Genomic DNA, 23,765 nt, shown 5'->3' with positions numbered 1-23,765 from the left:
GCTCTCGTTTCCCAAGGCGAGTCGTTCCCATGAACCGCGCTCTCCTTTTTCTGATCTGTGCACCCGGTCTTCTTGCTTGCGCGTCTGAGGAAGAGAGCGCTGACCCGCCGCGTCCGGAGCCCCGCGTCGCCGAGGTGGATCTCAAAATCGGGGTGGCGGAGGGGAAGGAGCCGTACATGTTCGGTCGGATCTCCGGGATTGCCGTGGACGAACAGGGCCGGATTTTCGTCGCGGATCGACAGGCGCACGAGGTGCGAGTCTTCGACTCGGAGGGGACGCATTTGTTTTCGATTGGCGGGCAGGGCGAAGGACCCGGGCAGTTGAACCGGCCCTGTTGTCCGGCTTTTGGGCCGAAGGGCCATCTCTGGGTTCGGGACGAGCAGAATCGTCGGTTCAATCGGTATCGGCTGGACGGACAACAGGCGAAACCAGCGGGACAGATTCGAATGACGCACTCGTTTTTTGGCCTCATGACGGCTACGACCTTCGACGAAAAGGGACGTCTGGTTAGCGTCGGAGGCCAACGGAGAGAAAGTGGTCTTTCGCGGACTGTCCGGAGGCATCGAACATTGGAGAACGAAACGGCCCGGAAGCGACTCGTCCCGGAGGCCCCGGACGATCGCGTGCCTGCGTTCGAATTTGAGACAGGAGGGGGCGGAACCGCGCGCTATCCACAGCCGATGGGCCCGCGTGCCATGCATGCTCACGCGCCTGGCGGCGACTGGGCGTTTTCTATCACCGACCGGTACGAGGTCGTTCGGTTCAACGCCGCGGGCGACACGCTGCACGTCATCGAGCGGTCGGTGCAGGGACCGACGTTGTCGTCCGATGAGCGCGAAAGGACGAAAAAGTATCTCCAGCGGGTCGCTGAACAGGCAGGCACGAACCTCGGGGGACTTCCCTTCGGGGTTCCCGATCGCAAGCCGCCCATCGGCGATCTCTTTTTCGACGCCGAGGGGCACCTCTGGGTGCAGCGCTCCGTCGCCGATACCGCCGACCACACGGAAGCCGACGTGTACGATCAGAACGGCGAACTCGTTGATGTCGTCCGGTGGCCGAAGGGAATTGAACTTGGCCGGGGAGCGATTCAAGACGGCGTGGCGTACGGCATCCGCGGTGGGCGCGCGACGGCGCCCCGGGTCGTTCGTCTTCGATACTGATGCCGGATTAACGGCCGTCTTCGGAGGACTCCAGCCACGCTTCCGCTACAGCTTCGGGATCAGGCGTCTCGCCGCTGGCGGTGAGGCTGCGGGCCACGTACTTCCCAATGAGGTCAAACTCCAGGTTCACCGCCGCGCCCTCCGTCCACGTCTTCGCCACGTTCGTCTCCTCGTAGGTGTGCGGGATGATGGCGACGGTGAGGGTATCGCCGTCGAGGCGAGCCACCGTGAGGCTAATGCCGTCGACGGCGATGGAGCCGACCGGAATCAGGTAGGAGGCGTACTTCGGGTCGAAGTGGATCGTGTAGAGCCAGTCCGTCTCCTCCTGCTCTACAGTCGTAATAACCCCGGTGGCGTCGACGTGCCCCTGCACGAAATGGCCATCAAGCCGGTCGCCGGCCTGGAGCGCCCGCTCCAGATTCACAGGCGCCCCTTCTTCCAGATCGCCGAAGGTGGTCTTGCGCAGGGTTTCTTCGATGCTGTCGACGGCGAAGGTGGAGGCGTCGGGGGCCACGTCGACGACGGTCTGGCAGGCTCCGTCGATCGAAATGCTCTGATCGACCTGCAGATCAGGGGCCATGGCGGCCTCGATGGTGAGCCGTCTGCCGCCCCCGAGGTCGTCGATTTGGGCGATGGTGCCAACCTCTTCGATGATACCGGTGAACATGCGCGTGTCTGGAGGGTGGGTGCTAAAGCGGGCGGACCACAGGGGAGGTGTCCCGCACGAGGAGCTTCCGAGCGTTCGGCCCCCTGAGGCTTCGTGCAGGCGCCTGATGCCGACAGCAGGGGGAAGCCGCCGTGATCGGCGGATCAGGAGGAGTCGGAAACAGGAAAGCTGAGTTCCTGCCGCTCAATCTTCTGCCGCAAGGACTGCCATTGGGCCTGGATTTCATCGAGGCGTGCCCGCAGCGTCTCGAAGCGGGAGAAGGCATCCTCTCCCAGTTCCTGATCCGCGGACCCCGCCATCCAGGAGAGGTAGCTCAACTGGTCGATGAGCATGGGGGGTGGATAGCTGCCCTCGTCCGATGTTACCAGTTTTCCGTGCAGATCGTTGAGCCGGTCAAGGAGGGGCTGGGCCTTGCCTGTCGAGATCTCGCCGGCGTCATGAGCCTCTCGGATCTGGGTTCGCACCGAGTCGACGGTGTGGGCCGTGGCCTTGGCCTCCCCGATGGTACGTTGGAGCCGGCGGTTGAAGAAGAACTGCTCCTCAAGATCAGCCAGCGTCACGCCGGCCGCTTTCAGACGAGGATCCATCTTCAGGTCGAACGAGCGAGTCTGACTCCAGTCGCCGACCGACAGGCGCACCTTGTACGTTCCGGGCACGGCCATCGGCCCCCGACCCTCCGCGGGCGGCTTCGGTCCGGGATAGCGGAGGTCCCACCGAAATCGGTTGTGACCGGCGTGCACGGAAAACGTGTCGATGCTGCTCGGTCGGACCGGCGGGGCGCCCATGGTCCGTTGTTCGTCGGACGAAGCCGCTCCGTTGTTCGTCTCTGCGGCCGTGCCTACGTACCGGCGCACGATGTCGCCCTCCTGGGTCAGAATATCGAGCGTGAGGGGGGCGTCCGGCACCTCCGACAGCGCAAAATCAATCGTGGCGCCGGGCTCCGGGTACTCCGGCCCGCTCGGGCTGCCCTCATTGTCCTCGTCGCCCTCGTACCGCAGGCGGTATGTGTCCTTCGGCGTGAAGAGGTGCCGGTCGGCCTTGGTCACCTGCGCGTCCATCTGGTAGAGCGGCGTCAGGTTGTCGAGCACCCAGAAGCTGCGCCCCATCGTCGACAGGGCGAGGTCTGTGCGCTGAATGCGGATGTCGGTGACGGGGGTTACCGGCAGGTCGCGCTGGAGTGGGTGCCAGTGCTGGCCCGCGTCGAGCGAGAAGAAGAGGCCGAAGTCGGTCCCGGCGTAGAGCAGGCCTTCGCGGTTCGGGTCCTCACGGACCGTGCGCACCGGATAGTCCGACGGGATGCCGTCCGTGATGCGCGTCCAGGTCTTCCCGTAGTCGGTGGTGCGGTAGATGTAGGGCGAAAAGTCCTTGAGGAGGCGGCGCTGGAGGGCCACGGTGGCGGTGCCCGGCTCGTGGGGCGACACGGTGATGGCGTCGACCCGGCCGTTGGGCGGCACGTCGGGCGGGGTCACGTTCGTCCACGTCTCGCCGCCGTCGCGTGTCACGTGCACCGGCCCGTCGTTGGCGCCGGCCCAGATGACGTCCGGATCGTGGGGCGACACCTGCACGGCGTAGAGCGTGCTGTAGTGCTCTTCTCCGGTGATGTCGTTGGTGATGGGCCCGCCGGAGCGCATCTGATACTTGTCCTTGAAGGCCGTGAGGTCCGGGCTGATCTGCGTCCAATGCACGCCCCCGTCGGTCGTCTTGTGGACGTACTGCGAAGCGTGGTAGACGACGCTGGAGTCGTGGGGCGAAATCTCGATGGGCACCACGCGCTGGAACCGCCACTCCAGCTTGGCCGGGTTGCGGCCGTACATGTACTGCGCGCCGACCCAGTACTTCTGGTCCTGGCCCGTCTCGAGGTTGAAGCGCGAGAAGCGGCCCTTGCAGTTTGCAAACACGACGGGCGTGTTCGGCTGGGGCACGGCGGGGCCCGTTTCGCAGCCCCCGATGGATTTCCACCAGCCTTCCGGCCCGGCGGGGGCGGGCTCGGCGGGCGGCAGGTTCGGGACGCCGATGGTGGAGTTGTCCTGCTGCCCCGCGTAGAGCCAGTAGGGCACCCGTTCGTCGACGTTGACCTGGTAGAGCTCGGCCGTCGGCTGATTGTGCTGGGTCGACCACGTCTGTCCGCCGTCTAGCGACACGGTCGCGCCCCCGTCGTTCCCCTGAACGCGGATCTTCGGCTGTTCGGGATTGATCCACAGATTGTGCACGTCGGCGTGCGTTACCTCCTTCGTCTCGAACGTTTTCCCCCCGTCCTTAGACACCCAGTAGCGCACGTTTCCGACGAACACTCTGTCCGGGTTCGTCGGGTGGGCCGTGATGTTGGTGAAGTAGAACGGGCGCGTCATGATGCCCGATGTGTCGCTCACTTGCTGCCAGTTCTGCCCCCGGTCGTCCGAACGGTAGAGCCCCTGCTTGTCTCCGGGCGCCTCCACGAGGGCGTAGAGCCGATCCGGGTCGGCGGAGGTGGTGGCGACGTTGATTTTGCCGACGAGGCCGGTGGGGAGGCCGTTTTCGAGCCGGGTCCACGTGTTGCCCCCGTCGGTCGACTTGTAGAGGCCCACCTTTGCTTCCCGACTGTCGGCGCCGCTGATGATGGTCCACGGCTTGCGCTCGGCACGCCACATCGCCGCGTACATCTCACTCGGGTCCGCGGGATTCAACTCGATGTCGACGGCCCCCGTCGAGTCGGACGCATAGAGCACCTTTTCCCAGGTCTCGCCTCCGTCGGTGGAGCGGAAGACGCCCCGCTGCTCATTCTTGCCAAAGGGATGACCCAGGGCAGCAACATACACGCGGTCTGGATTCTGAGGGTGTACCTCGATGCCCCCGATCTGGCCGGCGTCCTCCAGCCCCATGAACTGCCAGGTCTTTCCGGCGTCGGTGGACTTGTAGAAGCCGCGGCCCGTCGTCACGTTGGCGCGGATGCCATCCGTGCCGCCCCCTACGTAGACAATGCTGGTATCGGACGCCGGCACCTCGATGGCCCCGATCGACGTGCTTCGGAAGCCCTCGCCGTCCGTGAGGTTCGTCCAGGTTTGTCCGTGGTCGGTCGTCTTCCACACGCCGCCCCCGCCGGCGGCGCCCATGTAGAAGGTGTGCGGATGGGCCGGGTGGCCCTCAACAGCTGTCACGCGACCCCCACGGGTGGGACCAACCATCCGGAAATCGAGATCGCGGTAGAGGGCGGTGTCGATAGCGGCCGGGCCGGAGACCGCCTGACCATGCAGTGCGTGGGGCGCCCCGAGCCCAACGAGCAGGAGAACAGCAACGAGGCGGAAGCTCCGACGAAGCATGGGGGAGGGCAGCTGTGCAAGGGGCAGAAAGACACTTTACAGCACCGGAGCCGGAGCACGTCTGTTCCGGGCCCTCGTCCACTGTGCCCTCGACGGTGCGAGAGGAAACCAGTCTGTGGATCAGGCTATGGTTCTCGTGACCTCGCCCGTCAAGCGCTCCGTCCTCCCACGAGTGCAGCAGCCTCATTTCTGGGGCCCCTCAACCAGTCGGGGCCCAGCGACGGTCCCCCTTCCGAGGCGACTGGCGGAACACTCGGCTGCGGAGAGAGCCCCCACAGGATGAGACGTGCGGAGCGTCGTCGAGGGGCAGGGGAGTGTGCGGTAACAGAAACGTCGTCGAGACCGTAACTTTGAGAAAGGTCAAAACGGACGGTGCGAGGCCGAGCACCGTGTCGAACCGGCGGACCAGTAGTTGAGGATCGGGCATCGATTCGAAAGCCGGTTTCATCTGCCTGAACAGACTTCGCCGACGCAATGCGATACAGGCACACACAGGTTGGATACGTGACGGGAGGCCTCACGCTTGTCGCCCTTCCCCTCATCTACTACGCCTTTAAGGCCGAGGGAGGACTCGGGGCCTTCGGCTACGCGATGCTAAGTGCGTTCGGAATCCTTGCCGTCCTCTTTTCCAGTCTGACGGTCAAAGTGACTGATCGGGAACTGGTGTTCTATTTCGGGCCGGGCTTCTGGGAGCGGCGCTTCGCCCTTGACGACATCGGCAGTGTCGAGGTCGTCCGGAATTCCCCACTCTACGGGTGGGGCATCCGCTACACGCACCACGGCTGGCTCTACAACGTGTCCGGCCTGCAAGCCGTGGAGGTGACGGTCCGGGGCGAGGAGCAACTCCGCATTGGGACCGACGAGCCCGAGGCCCTGAAACACGCGCTGGAGGCAGCGCGAGACCCAACTCCGTCCGGTGGGGACTGACGGGGCGACGAGCGGACCCACCGAGAGAGTGCGTCACCCTTCACGAGAGTCATCCGCTGATCGTTTTTCGTCTTCATGCATCCTCAACCCTGCAGACCTCGGATCCATGCCGTCCCCGTGTCTCTCCTGTGGGGGATGATGGCCGCCGTCCTCCTGGTGGGGTGCGATACCAGCGGATCGTCCGAGGGGGATTCCGATGAAAACTCACCGCCGTTCACGTCCGCGTCCGTGACTGTGGAGAGCGACACCCTTGAGTTGCCGGGCACCCTCTTCGTGCCCGACACGAGTGCGTTGGTGCCGGGCGTTGTGATTGTGCACGGCTCCGGGCCCATCGGCCAGGACGGGCCGGGGACTCCCCCAGTCTACAAGGAGTGGGCGACGCGGATGGCCCGCCAGGGCATTGCCGTGCTCCGCTACGACAAGCGCACCACCCAGCCCGCAGTCCGGCGGGGCGATCCCCGGGCAATTACCGTCCTCGACTTCGTGCGGGACGCCGTGGCTGCCGGGGAGCGTCTTCGGAGCCAGTCCGGGGTCGACGCGGACCGCCTCGTGCTCGTGGGACACAGTCAGGGCGGCAACGTGGCTCCCGCTGCCGCGACTCGTCTCGAGGGCGTGATGGGCGTCGCGTCGCTCGCCGGACCAGCCCTCGCCATCGACTCCCTCCTTGTGGCCCAGTTGGAAGCCCGCGGGGGGAGCGGAACCTGCACGGCCGATCGGGCCCGTGCACAGTTCGACTCGCTCCGGGCGGACCTGTCCGTTTCGGACGGGCTCATCTGTGGGGCGGGGACGACCTTTTGGCGCCAGTGGATCCGCCACAGCCAGAACATCGACAGCGTCGCGGCGGCGCTGGAGCCGCCCCTCTTTGCCCAGCAGGGCCGCGCCGACCCGAAGTATCCGGGCGAAACTCTGCGGCGGACCATCGACGCCTGGCGCCGCCTCGCTGCCGCCGACAACACAACCCTCCGGACGTACGACGGCGTAGGGCATCGCTTCCGCTCACCCGGCCCGATCGACGACCTCATTGCCTGGATCCAGGATCGATGAGGCAACCGCGAAGCTACGTCTGCACATCTCCAAACCTCATTATCCAATGACAGAACGTCCCCTCCGAGCACTGATCCGCCTCGTCGCAGGCATCGGCCTGGCGGCGCTGCTGTGCACCGGGCCCGCTGTTGGTCAGCCTGCGCCCAGCGTCGTCGATTCGGTAGGCCGGGCACTTGCGGATGGACCGGGCGGCGCGGTAATTGGCCTGCTCCACGACGACGGGACATCCGTCCGCGCTTACGGCGCCGTCGACTCGACCGGCACGCCCCCAACGGCCCGCACTCTGTTCGAGATCGGCTCCGTCACAAAGACGTTCACCGGTCTGCTCCTGGCCGAGCGCATCGAGCGGGGACGTCTCCGGCCAACAACGCCGGTTCGGGCCCTTCTTCCCGACTCGGTGAGATGGTCCCTCGCCGACTCGGTCCGGGCGACGGGGACCGATTCGACCCTCACACTCGTCCATCTAGCGACGCACCGCGCAGGGCTGCCACGCCTCCCTCCAAATCTGAACGTCAACGCCTCCCCATGGGACCCGTACGCCGCGTACGGCGACAGTGCACTCTACGCGTTCCTCGACGGCCACACCCTGCCGCGGGCACCAGGCGCGAAATACGAGTACTCAAACCTCGGGATGGGACTGCTCGGCCATCTGCTCGCCCGCCAGGCCGACACCACCTACGCCGCGCTCGTCCGCCAGCGCATCGCCAAGCCGCTCGGGCTGTCCGACACCCGGATCCGCCTGACGGCAAATCAGGAGGAGCGTGTCGCCCAGGGATATACTCGGCTCGGAGCGCCGGCGCCGCCCTGGCACTTCGATGCGCTCGCCGGGGCCGGGGCGCTTCGCTCCACGGCGGCCGACATGCTTGCCTACCTCCGGGCCCACCGACGAGCCCTCCGCGCAGCCCCCGACACGGCTTCCACCCTGGAGCGGGCGATGCAGCGGGCACTCACCCCTCGGGCTCAGGCCGGATCGCATCACTCTCGCGTCGGCCTTGCCTGGCACCAGACGACCCGCGACGGCCACCGGATTGTGTGGCACAATGGCGGCACCGGCGGCTTTCGGAGTTTCGCTGGCCTCAATCGGGCCACCGGGCGCGGCGTGGTGGTGCTGGTGAACATGGCCCTCTCCTCAGAGACAGTCGACGAAGCGGCACGCCGGCTCCTAAAACACCTCCGCCCGGACTGAGCGGGGCTCTGCCCGGGCAGGGAGGATCGTCGAAATGGAGACCGCGCGGGGCCGGCGTCTTTAGTCGTCGTACTCAATCTCGGCGACGCCCTCCTCGAACCCGGCCTCAAGCTCCTTGACCGTTCCGGTCTCTCCGTAGTCGAACTGGGAGAGATCCTTGATGGTGCCGTTGCTGCGCTCAAACCACCGCGCCGGATCGAGCCGCACGATGAGCTCCCGAGAGACGCCCTCGCTGTTCACCTCGATGGGAGGGGTCAGCGTCGTCGTCCCCTTCTCCGTCGCCGTCATCGTCGAGATCATCGACCTCAAACTCAAATTCGTTGTAGGTGCCCGCAGGGACGTCCCCGGCCGCGACGGGGGAGACCTTGGACTCCCGGAGAGGAAGGTCCAGGAAGCGAGGCTGCTCGACTTCAACTTCCCGCTCAATCTCGATTTCCGGGCCGTTCGTCCCCGTGCTGTCCGTGTTTTGCTTCAACTTTACCTTGTCGACGATCAGCCGAATGTCGGTAATCTGCAGCGTTCCGTTCGACCCTGAGAGTACCCAAGCGTCGGAGGTGGCCTTGGCGAGCGAGGTCGCCGATTGTGTGGTGAGGAGACAGTTGAGAAGCTCCCCTTCCCCTCGCCCCCGCTGGTGGACGCCCCCGTCAAGTCACAGCTCATGGATAGACAATTCGCGTTCCGGGCTCCGCGGAACGCCATCGATTTACAGGATGCCCACAATATCCCCCCGACACTGGCGCGAGAGCCGGGAGTGGGGCCGAGTGTGAGGCGTCGTCCTCCGGAGCGACGTTCTCGGACGGTGTCTCACGTCTGTCTCAGATTTGTGCCAGGGGTGTTGCAAGGAAAACGACCGGGTACGTGTCCGCTCAGTTCGGGGGAGCCGCGGGGTCTAACGGACGAGGAATTTTTGCGAAACGAGGAGATTGCATGGGAAACGACGACGAACGGGAGGCGGGGTGCCGCGTTCGTCTTCCCGTCTTGCTCACTTGTGCTCTCTTCTCCTCGCCTTGTCTATCCTCCCTGACGCCCTCCGTACCGAATTGCGCGCGACCCTCCGCCTGGCCGGACCCGTCGTGGCGGCGCAACTGGCGCACATCTCCATGGGCTTCGTGGACACGGTGATGGTGGGGCGGCTGGGGCCGGAGGCCCTGGCGGGCGTGGCACTGGGACACACCGTCTTTTTCTTCTTCGCCACCATGGGCATGGGCGTGGTGCGGAGCGTGGGACCGATGGTGTCGCAGGCGGTGGGGGCGGAGGACCCGGCGGCGGTGGGGCGCAGCGTGCGGCAGGGGCTCTGGCTGGCCGGTGGGCTGGGCCTCGTCATCCTCCTGATCCTGAGTAACGTCGAGCCGGTGCTGCGGTGGACGGGACAGCGGCCCGCCGCCATCGACGGGGCGACGCGGTACCTCGGTGCCGTCCGGTGGGGCATTCTTCCGTTCTTAGGGTTCGCCGCGCTCCGTAGCTTTGTCGAAGGGCTCTCGCGCCCGCTGCCCGTCACCCTCATCGCCTTCGTCGGCGTGGTGCTGAACGTCGGCGCCAATGAACTGCTGATGTTCGGCCGCTGGGGCCTGCCAGCCCTCGGCCTAGCGGGCACCGGCTGGGCTAGCACGCTCGTCTTTTCGGCCATGTGTGGCCTCCTGGCCCTGCTCGTGCACCGGACGGCGCCGTTCGCCAGGCATGACGTGTTCACCCGCGTCCGGAGGCCCGACCGTACGTACCTGCGAGAGTTGCTCCACATTGGGGCGCCGATGGGGGCCTCCCGCGGCGTGGAGTCGAGCCTCTTCATGGTGACGACCGTCATGATGGGCACGCTGGGCACGACGGCGCTGGCGGCCCATCAGGTGGCGCTGCAGTGCGCGGCCTTCGCGTTCATGGTGCCCCTCGGCATTGGGATGGCAGGCACGGTGCGGGTGGGGCAGACGGCAGGGGCGCGCGACGAGGCGGGGGCACGACGCGCCGGCGGCGTGGCGATGGGGCTCGCCACGCTCTTCATGGTGGGCACCGCCGTCCTCTTCTGGACGCTGCCCCGGCCCCTCGTGGGGCTCTACCTGGACCTGTCCGACCCCGGCAACGCGGAAGTAATAGCGTTGGCGGTGCAGCTGCTCGGCGTCGCGGCGGTCTTCCAGCTGTTCGATGGCCTGCAGGTGGCGGCCCACGGCGCCCTCCAGGGCCTCAAAGACACCCGCGTGCCGATGGGCATCGCGATGGTCACGTACTGGGGCATCGGGCTCGGGACCGGCTACCTGTGGGGCGTGCGCGGGGGCGGCGGGCCCGAGGCGCTGTGGTGGGGCCTCGTCGTGGGCCTCGCGGCGGCGGCCGTGCTGCTGGTGGCGCGGTTTCACCGGCAGGTGGAGCGGGCCGTCCGCGAGAACGACGCGGTGCCCGCGGAGGAAGAAACGGCCCCCGTTTCGGCCTCTCCCGCGGCCGCCCCGTTGGACGAGTAGTCAAGCCCCTGCGTCAGAAGCCTCCGAAGCGACAGCCCGCCGCATGGTCCGCCAGGATCGGGGTCCGATGCGCCCTGCAGGCCGCTCCCAGAGACCAGTCGCTCCCCGCCCGTGACCCCGATGCGAAAGTAGGGAGTGCGGAACGACAGATGCTGCGTGGAGGGTTTTGCATCCACGCCTTCCGGGCGACGGCTCTTGAAGTCGGGGAGCCTCTTGCCCCAATCGACGACACAGCGGATTGACGACATTTCCACAGCCACAGGGAAGACGAGCAGGGGCTGCAGGTACAAGCGTATACCTACTGGATGACGCCTGTCCTGACCGGACCAGGCCGTCCCGTCTCTTCGTCTCGTCCCACGAACCTCTTTTCCAGACGAATGCACGTCGAAACCCTCGGCAACGGCCATCCGGAATACACCGTCGTGGCCTGCGTCCACGGCGACGAGACCTGCGGCTGGCATGCTTTCAATCGCCTCAAAGCAAGCGACGTCACGCCGCAAGCCCCCGTTAAGTTCGTACTCGCCAACGAACGCGCATTCAAGCTCGGCTATCGGTTCTGCGACGCAGACCTCAACCGGGCCATGCCGGGCGATGAGACGAGCGAGAAACACGAGGTGCGCCTCGCCGCCCGCCTGCATCGAGAGCTGGTAGGCACGACAGTGATCGATTTTCACTCCACCGAGTCGCGGGGCTGTCCCTACGCGATCGTAACAGGGGAGGACGCGGCCTCCCGTCGCCTTGCCCGGTCGACAGGGCTCGACCGAGTGGTCGACATGTCCCATCTTGGCGGAGGCGTGACGGAGCACGTGACGGGCGTCGCCGTCGAGTGTGGGTACCACGACGACGAGGACGCAGCCTCGGTGGCCCATCGCATTCTGCTCCATTTCCTGGCCGCCCAAGGCCTCATCGACCGCCCGTACGCCCGCTCCACGCCCGAGGTCTACGAGGTGTTCGACGACGCTCCCGGACGCGGATTCGCCTTCGTTGCCCAGAACTTCCGACGGGTGGAGGAAGGCGAGGTCTTCGCCAGGAAGGAAGGCACCGTTCGGCGCGCCCCTGCCCCCTTCTTCCCAGTCCTCATGTCCACGCACGGATACGACGACCGCATCGGGTTCATGGCCCGCCGGGCCGGCCGGATCGACGGGGAGTAGGACGACCGGCCAATCCTGCCCGGACGAGCCCGGCACCCACCGAGTCGTAAGGCGGTACCCGCAAGAGGAGAGAATGAGGCCTTCCGGACACTCTCCCACGTTGCCCAGGGCACGTAGGAGCCCTAATCCTCCCTCACGGCCCCGGAACGGTCGCTTCCAGAGACACGTGGAGGCGAACACTCGGGGGCCTGAGGTATTAGGATCGGTGATCACCTGACTCGCGCTTTTCCCGAGGCTCAACGGGGCCTTCCGTGCCTGCATAGACGCCGTGGACGATTCCCAACACACCGGACCGGGACCGGAGGGGACCGATTCTGGAGATCCCTCCAGCACCGATCCATCGAGATGGTCGGCGTACAAGCCTCCTCACGCGAGACGCAGGAGGGGGTTCTTGGCGTGGCTTCGCCGCTACAGCTTCTCGATCGTCGCGGTACTGGTCATCATCGGGTTCGGCGCCCTGCTCTATTTTACGCCTAAGCGGGGCTTCAGGGCGTCGGTGTACGGAGGAGAGGGCCAGAATGCGTCCACCCCCGTGGCGGAGCAGAGCGGAGGCGGGTCCGGCCCCCGCCGCGCAGCCCTGTCGGTCTACTCCGAGCCGACGGGCGCGCTGGTGATCATCGAGGACGACACCGTCGGCACGACGCCCATCGACGGGCACCGTCTCCAGTCGGGCGTGTACGCCGTCGCCGTCGCGAAGGAGAACTACTCGAGCCAGGATACTGTGCTGGCGCTCCGCAGCGACGAGTCCGCTGTGTACTGGCCCCAACTGACCCGGGCGGGTGTGGAGGATGGAGCCCCCCGCGAGACGCAGACTCGATCGGCAAGGGCGACCCGCACGAGGCGCTCGTCCTCCGACGAGCCACCGGAGAGCCGCACGTCCCCGAGCGCGCAACAGGAACAGGCAGCGGAGCAGAGCGCCCCCGGAGTGGCGTCCCGGAATCGCCAGAACCAGCAGACCGATGCCGCCGGTTCCTCTGGAGAGGACGACGCCGATTCGTCGGCCGTGGCGAGACCGATAGGAGCGTTGCGGCTGCGGGCAGATCCGGACAGTACAGCGGTCGAGCTGAACGCGGAACCGGTGGGCCGGACGCCGCTGAGGCTCGACAGTGTGCCCGCCGGTACCCACGAGGTAACCTTCGCCCGCTCCGGATACGAGGCGCTGACGAGACAGGTCGACGTGCAGGCGGGCGAGGAAACGATCGTGAACGTGTCGCTTGACGCGCGCACCGGATACCTCCGAGTTCTCGTTCGGCCCTGGGGGTCCATCTACGTCGACCAGCAGCGCCGCGCCCGAAACGTGGACGTCTGGTACGAAGCCAAACTTCCGGGGGGGACCCACAATGTTTCCGCCCGCCATCCCTCGCTGGGCCGCAAGACGCGGACCATCAGGGTCCCCCCTGGCGACACGCTCTCGGTCGTCTTCAACATGCAGGAGGAATAGTCGCAGCCGCCATCACCCGCGCAGATCCGAGCGGGTCCTGCGGTCGGCTGGTCCTGAGTTCTCCGCCGAGTGCCCGTCTGCGTTCCTGCCCGGCACCTCTTCTCGCTTGTCGGCGGCCTGACGTGGCTCTCCCCCCGCGCCAGACCGGCCCCTCGCCGAAGTTCAGGACCGGCGACGGAGTGATCGGCGCCGTCGAGGGCGCACGGGCACGACCGCCCTGCCGATGATCGTGCGGGGTGGACACTCGTCTCCGAACCTCGTACCTTGAGGGCGTGCCCGTACAGCTGAATAAACGAGTCCAGTCTGTCGCCGCTCGATGACTGTTCTGACGTGTCCATGCGCCGGGAGCCGTCGTCTTTGCACTATTGCTGCGATTGTGCTTCTTCTCGGAGTAGGGGGATGGCAGTCCGCTCCGGCCCAGCAGCAGCCCCCCGAGTCCGGGCGCCCGGAGGTGCAGGAGCAGGGCCTGTCCCCCGCGGAGGCCCGGCGCCGCGCCCGGCAGCTTGGCATCGACCTGTCCAATCCCGAGCGCGCCGTCCAGCAGGCCCGTCGACGTGGCGTTCCGGAGGCCCGGATCCAGGCCCTTCTCCGAGCGGTTCGGGGCCGCGGGGCCGACGCCCAGCCTGCTGTGGGCCAGCCGACCGCAGGCCCCGCCCTTGCCGGGCCAGTAGCCCTCCGACCGGACACCATTCCGTTGTTTGAGCTTCCGCGGGGTGCTGCCGTGGAGGTGCCGCTCACGAGCGATACGACGGTCACCGGCGTCGATCCATTTGTCGTCCGGGGCGAGGGCCGCGGGCGAGACACCCTGCAGGCCACAGGCATGCGCCAGACACGCCGGGCTGAGGCGGAACAGACGTGGTCGGGCCGGCTCTCACTGCCCGCCGATCTGGAGCCGAAGGCGTACCTGCTTCGGGTACGCGTATCGACGCCGGTCGGAACGACCGTGCTGCCGACGAGCCGATATCTGGTTGTCCGCTCCGACCGGGCCCGACCGGATACGGCCCGGCGCGATACGGCTCGGCGCGACACACTGCGGTACTTCGGGTACGAGACGTTCGAAAGCGTCCCCGACGCCTTCCAGCCGAGCCCCACCGGTCCGGTTGACGACCGCTACATCGTCGGCCCCGGCGACGAACTTCGGCTCGCCGTGTGGGGCGCGCCGGAGTTTCAGTACACCCTGACGGTCGACCGCCAAGGCCGCGTCTACGTGCCCAACCACGGCCAGTTTACCGCCGCGGGCAAGCGGCTCAGCACGCTGCGCAAGGAGATGAAAAAGTGGCTCTCGAAGAAGCATTCCGGGCTCACGGCCGAGCCACAGACCGTCTTCATGGACCTCTCAGTCACGCGCATCCAGCCGATTCGAATCTACGTGCTTGGGGCGGTGCCCCAGCCCGGCGGGTACACAGTTAGTGCCATGTCAAATGCGTTCAACGCGCTCTATAGCGTTGGAGGCCCCCTGCGGCGGGGAAGCCTGCGCCGAATTCGGGTGATCCGGGACGGCGAGGTCACTGACACCGTCGACCTCTACGACTATCTGACAGACGGGGCAAGCCCCGATCCCGTTGCGCTCCAGGACGGCGATTACCTCCGGGTCCCCGTCCGCGGAAAAACGGTCGCGATTACCGGGGCCGTCGAGCGGCCCGCCTACTACGAACTGAAGGAGGGGGAAACCGTCCGTGATTTGATCGAGTACGCGGGGGGGTTGCGGCCGGAGGCCTACACCGAGAGCATCCGTGTAGACCGTCTTGTTCCCCCCAGCGAGCGGGATAGCGCGCAGAACGCCTCCGTGCCCCGAAAGACGCTCACCTTCGATCTCGGCGCCGTGATGGACGGGAGCGAGACCGTTTCGCTGGCCGACGCCGACCGGGTCCACGTCCGGTCGATTCCGGAGGAAAGCGATCCTGCGAGCATCAGCAACGTCGCGTCGGCCCAAGTCAGCGGGGCGGTGTTCCAGCCCGGCGAGTACGCAATCGGGGACAGCCTCCGCACCGTGCGCGACCTGATCCACGCGGCCAACGGGCTTACCGACGACGCGTACCGGGCCCAGGCCACCCTCGTCCGCATCAACGAGGACCTCGGGCAGGCGGTGCGCACGATCAACGTCGACAGCGCAATGGCGGGGATCCCGCGGGCCAACGTGCCGCTCGTGGCGGGCGATAGCCTTCATATCTCGTCGGTCCAGAACCTTGAGGGCCGGCGCACGGTCCGGATCACTGGACAGGTGCGCAATCCTGGGACGTACCCGTACCGCACGGGGATGACCGTTGCCGATCTGCTCCTGAAGGGCGGCGGGCTGGCCGACAGCACATACCTGAAAAACGTGCTTCGCTCGCGGGCGGACCTCTACCGTGAGTCGGCCGACGGCCGCTCCGAACGGGTGATCCCATTCAACCTCGCCCGCGCCCTGAGCGGGAACGGCTTCGCCGACCGGGAGCTCCGCCCCGGGGACGAGATCCGCATTTATCCGCTCCGGGCAGAAGTGAACACCAGCGAATTCGTCGAGATCAGGGGCGCGGTCAAAAAGCCCGGCGAGTATCAGTTTCAGGAGAACCTCGCGCTCAAGGACCTGATCCTGCGGGCCAATGGGTTCAGGGAAGATGCTTACCTGAAATACGTGGAAGTGGCTCGCCCAAGGTCGGGCGGGGAGGGGATGCGCACTCTTCGGGTCCCGATGGCCGACTCGGCCCGCAGCCCCAGCGCCGTTCGCTTCGGGACTAGCGACACCACCCGGGTCCTTGGGGCGGCCGCGGACTTCCAGCTCCAGCACCGGGACCGCGTCCTGGTGCGCACGAACCCGGCCTACAGCGAGCGGCGCTTCGTGACCGTCCGGGGCGAGGTGCGGTTTCCTGGCGACTACGCCCTCAAGAGGGACGGGGAGACGCTTTCCAGCGTGTTGGAGCGGGCCGGCGGCGTTCCGCCGAGCGGATATCCGGGGGGCGGGCGGCTCCTGCGCAATGGGAAGCGGTTTGTGATCGATATCGCAAAGGTCATTCAGGGCCAGGATGACTTGAGTCTCCAGGATGGGGATGAGATTGTCATTCCGACGGACCCGAACAGCGTCTCCGTGCGCGGAAACGTTGCTCGCGAGGGCATCATCAAACACCAGGACGGCCGCGATGTCGAATACTACCTCAGGCGGGCTGGGGGGGTCCGTGACAGTACCAAAGCCGTCTACCTGACGCAGGCGACCGGGGCGACCTTCAAGGTAGACCGGGGACTTTTCTCAAGCTCCCCGACGGTGACCGACGGAGCAGTGATCCGGGTCACTCGAAAATCCCCTCCCCCACCGGATCGGGAGGGCGTTGACATCGGACAGGTGATTACCGACGTGACGGGGATCCTCTCCAGCGCTCTCACCATCATCGTGCTGGCCACGCGGGCGTTTGACTGACGAAGACCGCGTGCAGTGTTCCTACAGTGACTCTGTCTCCGGACATGGACGATTCTTCCCCTCCGGAACCGACGGGCGACGGCCACTACGAGCGCCTCTCTCTGCCGGGGAGCGAATTCTCGCCCCTGGATGCGCTAGTCGCGCTCGTTCGTGAGCGGGGGCTCTTCGTTCTCGTTGCGGGAGGGGTTGTCCTTCTGGGAACTGCGTACGCCCTCGCGGCCCCGTCCAGATATACGGCCACATCGACGGTGGTCCGGGAGGCCCAGAGTGAACCGGAAGGGATTCCCAGCACCCTCCCTTCAATTCCGGGTCTCAACATCGACCCGGGCAACGCAGGACGCACGGGGCTTGCTCCCAGTGCCTACCCAAACCTCTTGACGAGCCGCGAAGTGCGCCTGGCTGTGGCGCGGGACACATTTTACTTCCCCGAGACCGGACGGCGCACGACGTTCGTGAAGCACGTCAATCAATCTCCCGGAGCGGTTGAGCTCCTCATCGACTACACGGTACGGTTGCCCTGGACGCTCATGGAGGGGCTCGGGCGCTTATTCCGGGACGCAGACCGGCGCCTCGGCGCCTCGGGTGCCAGGAGCCCTCTGCTCGCCCCCTCAGAGGAGGAGCAGCGGGCCCTCGACGCACTCGAAAAGAAGGTTTCTGCCTCCACGCAGGGCACGGGCGCTCTGGGGGGGGAGAGTGGCCTCATGGTTGTGTCCACGACGGCGGCGGACCCCACCCTGGCAGCCCGGTTGAACGCGAGCTTTATCGAACACCTGCGCAGGCGGGTCCGGGAGATCCGGACGCAGAATACTATGGAGCACCTCAAGTTTGTGCGCCAGCGTCTTGCCGAGGCGGGCCGCGAGCTCGAGCGGGCCGAGGACAGCCTCGCGCAATTTCTGGAGCGCAACCGGAGCGTGATTGCGGGGGGTGGGGCGCCGACGCTCTCGTTTCGGCGGGATCGCCTCCAGAGACAGGTTCGCTTCAAGGAGCAACTATACGGCCAGCTTCAGAAGAAGCTGACCCAGACGCGGCTACGGCTGCAGCGGCAGCAGCCCGTCATTACGGTGGCGGAACAGCCGACCCCCCCGCCTGAGCCGAGCGCTCCAAACCGCAGCCTCATCATTGTCCTGAGCGTGTTGCTCGGAGGCGCCGCCGGGGCCGCAGCTGTGTATTTCCGGTCTGTCCTGGCCTCCGCGGAAGCACAGGAGAGCGGCCGGGAGAAGCTCGAGGAGATCCGCGGCTCCCTGACCGCCGAGGAAATCGTTCAGGGCGTTCGTGAGGAGCTTGGGCGCACGTAGCCCCCACCGGCGAATCCTGTACGGGATCAGACGTACGTCGAGGACAGGGGAGACTCCTCTCGGCAAAGCGGAGCACACGGATGGCCCTCGATACCGCTCTCGGGTCCTGACACTGCTCAACTCACCAGCGCGCGCATCTGATGACCACACTATTCATCGTCGGGAGCCGGGGGATCCCAGCGAACTATGGGGGGTTCGAGACCTTCGCCGAAGCGATTGCCACGCGTCTCGCCGCTCGGGGACGTCCGGTATACGTTACCTGTGAGCATCCACTCGGCCAACCTCAGGGCCCTTCCACGTATCGGGGGGTCAATCTTCTCCACGTAACGGCCCCCGACAATAACCTGCGCACCATCGTCGCGGACGTGAAAGCGCTCGGGCGCTGCTGGCACCTCGCCGAGCCGGGAGACGTGGTGTACCTGCTCGGTTACGGGGTGGGGGGCTTCGGGTGGCCGGTCCTGAAAGCCCTCCGGGCCAAGGGAGTTAGGGTCTGGCTCAACCCCGACGGAATTGAGTGGAAACGCTCGCGCTGGTCCGTGTGGGCTCAGGCCTACCTCCGCGTTTCGGAGTGGTTTGTGCCCCGTCACGTGGACCGGGTCATTTGCGACTCGGAGGCGATCGAGGCCCATCATTTACAGAGTGGGGGCCTCGATTCCGCGCAGACGGACGTAATCGAGTACGGGGCCCCGGTCGTGCGACGGGACGATCTCTCGTCGGCCGTGATCGAGCGGCGAAACGAGTACCTTGCCCAGCACGGGCTCAGCCCGGGCGACTACTTCATTCAGGTGGGGCGACTCGTCCCGGAAAACAATCTGGAGCTCATGATCCGGGGGATCCTCGACGATCGGGTTCGACGGAGCCTCCTGATCATCGCCAACCGGGACGAAAACGAGGCGTTTTATCGGACGCTCCGCCGGCTCGTCGAGGCCGCCGGGGCGTCCCATCGGGTCCTCTTCGTGGGCACGATTTACGATCAGCCGCTGCTCCGCGCCTTCCGGCTCGGGGCCTTCGCCCACCTCCACGGCCACGAGGTGGGCGGGACGAACCCGGCCCTCGTTGAAGCGATGGGGCTCGGCACCCTCATTCTCTCCCTGAACACGCCGTTCAACCGGGAGGTGCTGGGCGAGGCCGGGCTGTTTTTCGGGAAGAGCGTCGAGAGCGTCGTTCGGACGATTCGTCGCGCCGAGCGGCTGTCCGACGAGGCGGTTCAGCACTACCGCTGGCGGGCCGTCGAGCGGGTGCGCACGTGGTACAACTGGGAGCGCGTCACCGACAAGTACGAGGAGCGGGTCTGGGAAACGTCGACGAGTCCGGCGGGGATACGAACGCCGAGCGCGTCCGCTTCCGTATTTCAGGCCGACTGAACGACCCCGGCCGTAGTTGGCGACACTCCGTGGGGCTAGCTCGTGGAGTCCGGCCTGTCCGACACGAACGGCATGCGGGGCCGAACAACTCTGTCGACGAAAACCGTCGCTTCAGCCCTCAAGCTGCCCCTCTCAGACCCCGAGATCTGAATCGAGTTTGGAGGGACGGGGGGAGCAACAGGAGGTCCTTTTCCGGCGGTGTGGGTGCATGCGCTTCCGCCTGCGAGGCCCGTCAGGGGGCCGGGACGCCGCAGAGTGGTCGGGGGGCCGGAAGCCTTAACACTTGTCCCGCAGGACAGCGCGCAGAGACCGCCATCATTGGGTCGCGACCGTTGAGACGTCGCGAGAGTTGAATCGGACCAGGCTATAGGTTACCATTCGACCCGGTGGTCGTCGGAGCACAGGGGGCCCTGTTCCTGTGGCGGCCCGACTGTAGGCAGGGGAAGGTCCTGCTCACTTCGACGGGATGGGCTCTCTCGTCCAGTGAGGTGCATGGTTCGCCTTCTCCGGGCGTGGACGCCCCGGTGGCGTGCGCCGCGATATGCCAAACTCTTCTCCGCAGATGCCTCTTTTCCTGCTTGCGTCCGTACGGGGGCCGTCCCTCGCCCGCTTCTCGGCGGGATTGCCCCTCGTGCTCGTCCTCATGTCCCTTGGGGGGCTGGCGGTGGGCGGCTCCCAGCCCGCACAGGCCCAGGAGGCGACAGACCCGTGTGCCGACACGCTTGCGGCCGCCGAGCAGGCATACCGCAACCGCAGTTATCAGGAGGCCGTGGCCCTAGCGTCCCAGTGCACCGACCAAGAGGCGGTCGACGACGAGACGGCCATCCGGGCGTGGCGGGTCATCACGCTTGCGTCGCTGCGCCAGGGGGCCCTCTTGCAGGCCCGGTCCGCCGTGGAAAACATCCTCCAGATCGACCCAACGTACACGGCCGATCCGGTCAACGACCCCCCGTCCTACAATCTGTTTGTGTCGATGGTGCGCCGAGAGGTCTCTCCCGAAACGACGACGGAGGCCGGGGTCGATACGACCGGGGAAACGGCCCCCGATACGACGGCCCCCACCTCCGCTCAGCCCCCCCCCGAACCGACGAGGAGCGGCGTCTTTTTGAAGTTCGGCGGCGGGATCTCGGACTACACCGGCGACTATCCGGTCCAAAACGTGGGGCATCCGTTTGATTTCCAGGAGTTCGTGCGGGGTTCGGGCATTCCGTATGTGCTCCAGGGGGAAATAGGATACCAGTTCTCATCAGGGTGGGCCCTCCTTCTCGGATTTCAGTTCGGAAACTATCCGATCGTCGGATATGGAGGAACAAACAATACGTCGGACTCGGATCGCTTCACGCCGCAACTCTTGATCCGCTACACGTTCCGGGACCCAGACCAGACCGTACGCCCCTACATTGATGGGGGCGGCAACGTCACCTTTGGAGGGGAGCCCGTCGTGGGGACCGGCTACGGGCCCTCGCTGGGGTTCGGACTGAGCATTGCGCTTGGTCGCGCTGCGTCGATGTATGTGGAGTCTCGCTTCAACGCCACGTTCCCGGACGATGCTATAGACGACTTTGCGAGTGACGGAGGAGGGCTTGACGGCAGTGTCCCGGACCCAGTCGATTCTGTGAATCAACTTCTCGGGGTGGGGCTCCGGGTCAACTTCGGTGGATAAACGACCGCTTTATCTTTTCGGAGCGGATGCAATTTTTCGAGAGCCGCAAGAGTTCTCCTGTCCTCCAGTCCAGTTCAGAAGGTCTTCGCCAGAACGTGGTCGTACAAGCTGAGAAGTCGATCACCAACTCTCTTATGCGTCCACTCAAATGCTCTTTCTCGGGCCCGATGAGACACTTCCTCCCAGTATCCGCTGTTCGATTCCAGGCGGCGAAGCTCATCCATCAAATCTGCAACCACCTGCTCAGGATCGTTTGCCTGAATAACGATTCCACCTCCGTCAACTACCTCCGGGGAGCCCTCAAGATCTAGACAGATCGGGGGAGTTCCCGTCGCCATCGCCTCCAGGAGTACGTACCCGAACTGCTCGTGGAGGCTGGGATGGATTAGGGCATCGGCGTCGCTGAGCAGGTCGAGTGTCTTGTCTCTGGGAAGGCGTCCCCAAAACCGAGTCGCATCAGCACACCCCAGTTCGGTCGCAAGGCGCCTGAGATGATTCTGCTCCGGGCCATCACCGACGATCCAATGCTGGGCTTCGGGAACGTGCTCTCGGAGTCGGGCAAATGCGCGAAGTCCCAGGCCAAATCCCTTCCAGGAGAGTAGACGCCCGATGCTAATTGCACAAAATGAGCTTGAGCTCCCCTTCTCTTCGGTTCGATTAGGACTTAGCTCGCGGATTTTATCTTCGGGAAGCCCGCCAAAGATAAGTCGGCGAACAGGAAGATCGTTTGGCCACAGCGATCGTTTTGAACAGGTGTGGATGAGCGCAGCGCGCGATGCAGTGGTGAATCGTACAACAGGGGCTGATGCTGTAAGGAGGACATTCCGTAACTGCTCCTGCTTACCTCCGGTACGCGACAAACTGTTTAAGAATACTTGCGGGGTCTTTGCTCGTCCGCCCGCATTCCAGATAAAAGGGACATCCAGATATCCGTGAAGAACGGGCGTCCAGGAGTTGCCGTACGTGACGTGGTGAATCAGTGCGATAGAGCGCTCTTCCACTAACTGTTTGGCTTTCCGGTAGGCAACCCATTGCCAGCACAGGTAGTAAAGTTGAGCGCTACGGTCACGGAGGGGATGAAGCCAGGAGGGAAGATCGACATAGTGGAAATGTGCACGATCGGGACGCTCATTGGTACCTTGAATCGGGGATTTGTTTTCAGTCGGAGTGATGACGTGCACCCGATACTCGCGAGCGGCTGCTTTCACGGCGAGCCACCCAATCCCCTTTTCTGATCCGTAGTTGGGGTGGCAAGCAAAAGCAGAAAGTACGATTTCCTTCGGGTCGTTCTCTTTCGACATGATCATCCTTTACCATCGTAATCGACTGTTCGCGGTGTGGTTAAAAGGTTTCTCGGCTTCATCCGTTCGTCCGTAAATGCGCTCGACGGCCACATCCGCGATGTTCTTTTCAGAGGATCGGCGGCGTTTCTGCTCCGAGTCGTCGGGGCAGGGCTTAGCTTCGCCGTCAACGTGATCATTGCCCGGCTTCTCGGGGCCGAGGGGGCCGGGGTCTATTTTTTGTCGTTGACGGTCGCAAGTATCGGCGGCATGGTCGGGCGGATGGGGCTTAACAACACGCTGATGCGGTTCGTGGCCGAGGGGGCCTCAAAAGAGGAGTGGCGGGCGGTGCAGACCACGTATCGCCGGGGCCTCACGATCGCTGTGGCTGCATCGGTCATCGTCGCAGTCGTCCTCAGCGTAGGGGCGGGAATCATTGCGTCCAGGGTATTTTCAGTGCCCGAGTTGACGGCTCCCCTCCGGATTATAGCGTGGGGCATTCCGGTTCTGTCCCTCGTCAGCCTGCACACCGAGTTACTGAAGGGCATCGACGAAGTGGAGCGCGCGATGCTCCTCCAGGGATTCGGCGTGCCGCTGCTGGCCGCTCCGCTGCTCCTGATTGTCGCCGGGCCGTACGGTGTGGAGGGCGCGGTCCTGGTGTACGTGGGAGCGACCGTTTTTGTGGCGGCGGTCGGCGGCTACTTCTGGCACGACTGCACCCCGAATGTCGGGGGGAGCACAGGCGGAGATTCGGACACTCACGTCACGTATCGGGCGCTGCTCCGGAGCAGCCTTCCGCTGCTCGTGGTGGCGTCCATGAACAAAGTCATTCGGTGGACGGACACAATTCTGCTCGGCATATGGGAATCTGCCCGTGTCGTGGGGGTCTACGAGGTGGCCTTCAAGACGTCAATGTTGACGACGTTCATTCTGATGGCGGCAAACAGCGTTGCGGCACCGAAGTTTGCCTCGCTGCATGCACAGGGAGACAAAGAGGGATTGGAACGGCTCCTCCAGCAGGTGACGCTGCTCGTTAATCTTTTGACTATTCCTATCGCTGTGGCATTCATCGTCTTTCCGCAGCGGGTCCTCTGGATTTTTGGGGCAGAGTTCAGTATGGGAGCGGGGGCACTGGTAATCCTGGTTATTGGGCAGTTTGTTGGCGTGTCCGTTGGAAGCGTAATCTCCGTTCTTGTGATGACTGGCAATGAGAAAACCGCACGGAATGTTACCGCGCTGGGTGCCGCCTCAAACTTTGTGCTTAACGTGCTCCTCGTGCCCGCTTACGGTATGTACGGGGCGGCAATAGGGACAGCGCTGAGCATTGTGGGCATGAACGTGATGTCCGTATATATTGTATGGCGTACGCTTTTGGTTATTTCGATACCTACTTTTACACTGAAGTAAACTACCCCACCCTTCCGGGTGGGGCTTTTTTGGATTTCTTATTTCTCGC

16 protein-coding genes are annotated in these 23,765 nt (G+C 65.2%); 12 read left to right on the top strand and 4 right to left on the bottom strand.

The window, feature by feature from the left end:
* Positions 1–29: 29 nt before the first annotated feature.
* A complete protein-coding gene (locus ABEL04_RS03190; RefSeq protein ID WP_375800938.1) occupies positions 30–1,160 on the top strand; it encodes a 6-bladed beta-propeller in 1,131 nt (376 codons plus the stop codon).
* 7 nt (positions 1,161–1,167) lie between these two features.
* Here ABEL04_RS03190 and ABEL04_RS03185 read toward each other — a convergent pair whose 3' ends face one another.
* Together ABEL04_RS03185 and ABEL04_RS03180 are read right to left on the bottom strand one after the other, a co-directional pair.
* Positions 1,168–1,827: a riboflavin synthase gene (locus tag ABEL04_RS03185; RefSeq protein WP_375800937.1), complete on the bottom strand. Its 660-nt coding sequence runs from the start codon at positions 1,825–1,827 to the stop codon at positions 1,168–1,170.
* A 143-nt stretch (positions 1,828–1,970) separates the two neighbouring features.
* Entirely contained in the window at positions 1,971–5,123 is a 3,153-nt protein-coding gene (locus tag ABEL04_RS03180; RefSeq protein WP_375800936.1) for a WD40/YVTN/BNR-like repeat-containing protein, read from the bottom strand.
* A gap of 474 nt (positions 5,124–5,597) precedes the next feature.
* On the opposite strand from ABEL04_RS03180, the gene ABEL04_RS03175 reads away from it, so the two are divergent.
* The 3 genes from ABEL04_RS03175 to ABEL04_RS03165 all read left to right on the top strand — a co-directional run bounded on the left by ABEL04_RS03175 (position 5,598) and on the right by ABEL04_RS03165 (position 8,280).
* Positions 5,598–6,050, top strand: coding sequence for a hypothetical protein (locus tag ABEL04_RS03175; RefSeq protein WP_375800935.1), 453 nt, complete (start codon positions 5,598–5,600; stop codon positions 6,048–6,050).
* 117 nt (positions 6,051–6,167) lie between these two features.
* Entirely contained in the window at positions 6,168–7,094 is a 927-nt protein-coding gene (locus ABEL04_RS03170; protein ID WP_375800934.1) for an alpha/beta hydrolase family protein, read from the top strand.
* 46 nt (positions 7,095–7,140) lie between these two features.
* Positions 7,141–8,280, top strand: coding sequence for a serine hydrolase domain-containing protein (locus ABEL04_RS03165; RefSeq protein WP_375800933.1), 1,140 nt, complete (start codon positions 7,141–7,143; stop codon positions 8,278–8,280).
* A 60-nt stretch (positions 8,281–8,340) separates the two neighbouring features.
* Here the strand turns inward: ABEL04_RS03165 and ABEL04_RS03160 are convergent, their stop codons facing one another.
* On the bottom strand, positions 8,341–8,580 hold the full coding sequence (locus tag ABEL04_RS03160) for a hypothetical protein (RefSeq protein ID WP_375800932.1): 240 nt from the start codon (positions 8,578–8,580) through the stop codon (positions 8,341–8,343).
* A gap of 707 nt (positions 8,581–9,287) precedes the next feature.
* Between ABEL04_RS03160 and ABEL04_RS03155 the strand changes: the two genes are divergently transcribed.
* From ABEL04_RS03155 to ABEL04_RS03125, 7 genes are all read left to right on the top strand, one after another.
* A complete protein-coding gene (locus tag ABEL04_RS03155) occupies positions 9,288–10,724 on the top strand; it encodes an MATE family efflux transporter (protein WP_375800931.1) in 1,437 nt (478 codons plus the stop codon).
* Between the two features lie 377 nt (positions 10,725–11,101).
* On the top strand, positions 11,102–11,875 hold the full coding sequence (locus ABEL04_RS03150) for a succinylglutamate desuccinylase/aspartoacylase family protein (protein WP_375800930.1): 774 nt from the start codon (positions 11,102–11,104) through the stop codon (positions 11,873–11,875).
* A gap of 391 nt (positions 11,876–12,266) precedes the next feature.
* Positions 12,267–13,316, top strand: a complete 1,050-nt coding sequence (locus ABEL04_RS03145) for a PEGA domain-containing protein (protein WP_375800929.1) — start codon at positions 12,267–12,269, stop codon at positions 13,314–13,316.
* Positions 13,317–13,692: 376 nt separating this feature from the next.
* Positions 13,693–16,707: an SLBB domain-containing protein gene (locus tag ABEL04_RS03140; RefSeq protein WP_375800928.1), complete on the top strand. Its 3,015-nt coding sequence runs from the start codon at positions 13,693–13,695 to the stop codon at positions 16,705–16,707.
* 44 nt (positions 16,708–16,751) lie between these two features.
* Positions 16,752–18,002 (top strand): GNVR domain-containing protein, encoded by a 1,251-nt coding sequence (locus tag ABEL04_RS03135; RefSeq protein WP_375800927.1) that lies wholly within the window; start codon positions 16,752–16,754, stop codon positions 18,000–18,002.
* Positions 18,003–18,142: 140 nt separating this feature from the next.
* Positions 18,143–19,366, top strand: a complete 1,224-nt coding sequence (locus ABEL04_RS03130; protein WP_375800926.1) for a DUF1972 domain-containing protein — start codon at positions 18,143–18,145, stop codon at positions 19,364–19,366.
* A gap of 562 nt (positions 19,367–19,928) precedes the next feature.
* Positions 19,929–21,029: a hypothetical protein gene (locus tag ABEL04_RS03125; RefSeq protein WP_375800925.1), complete on the top strand. Its 1,101-nt coding sequence runs from the start codon at positions 19,929–19,931 to the stop codon at positions 21,027–21,029.
* A 74-nt stretch (positions 21,030–21,103) separates the two neighbouring features.
* On the opposite strand, the gene ABEL04_RS03120 is transcribed toward ABEL04_RS03125, so the two are convergent.
* The gene (locus ABEL04_RS03120; protein ID WP_375800924.1) at positions 21,104–22,336 is read right to left on the bottom strand and encodes a glycosyltransferase family 4 protein; all 1,233 of its coding nucleotides are present in this window, start codon (positions 22,334–22,336) and stop codon (positions 21,104–21,106) included.
* Between the two features lie 30 nt (positions 22,337–22,366).
* Between ABEL04_RS03120 and ABEL04_RS03115 the strand changes: the two genes are divergently transcribed.
* Positions 22,367–23,716, top strand: a complete 1,350-nt coding sequence (locus ABEL04_RS03115) for a flippase (RefSeq protein WP_375800923.1) — start codon at positions 22,367–22,369, stop codon at positions 23,714–23,716.
* Positions 23,717–23,765 lie beyond the last annotated feature (49 nt).

This window comes from Salinibacter sp. (assembly GCF_042218895.1).
Lineage (GTDB): Bacteria > Bacteroidota > Rhodothermia > Rhodothermales > Salinibacteraceae > Salinibacter.
Note: the sequence above shows the minus strand (reverse complement) of the source record. Positions and strands in the feature narration are given on the sequence as shown.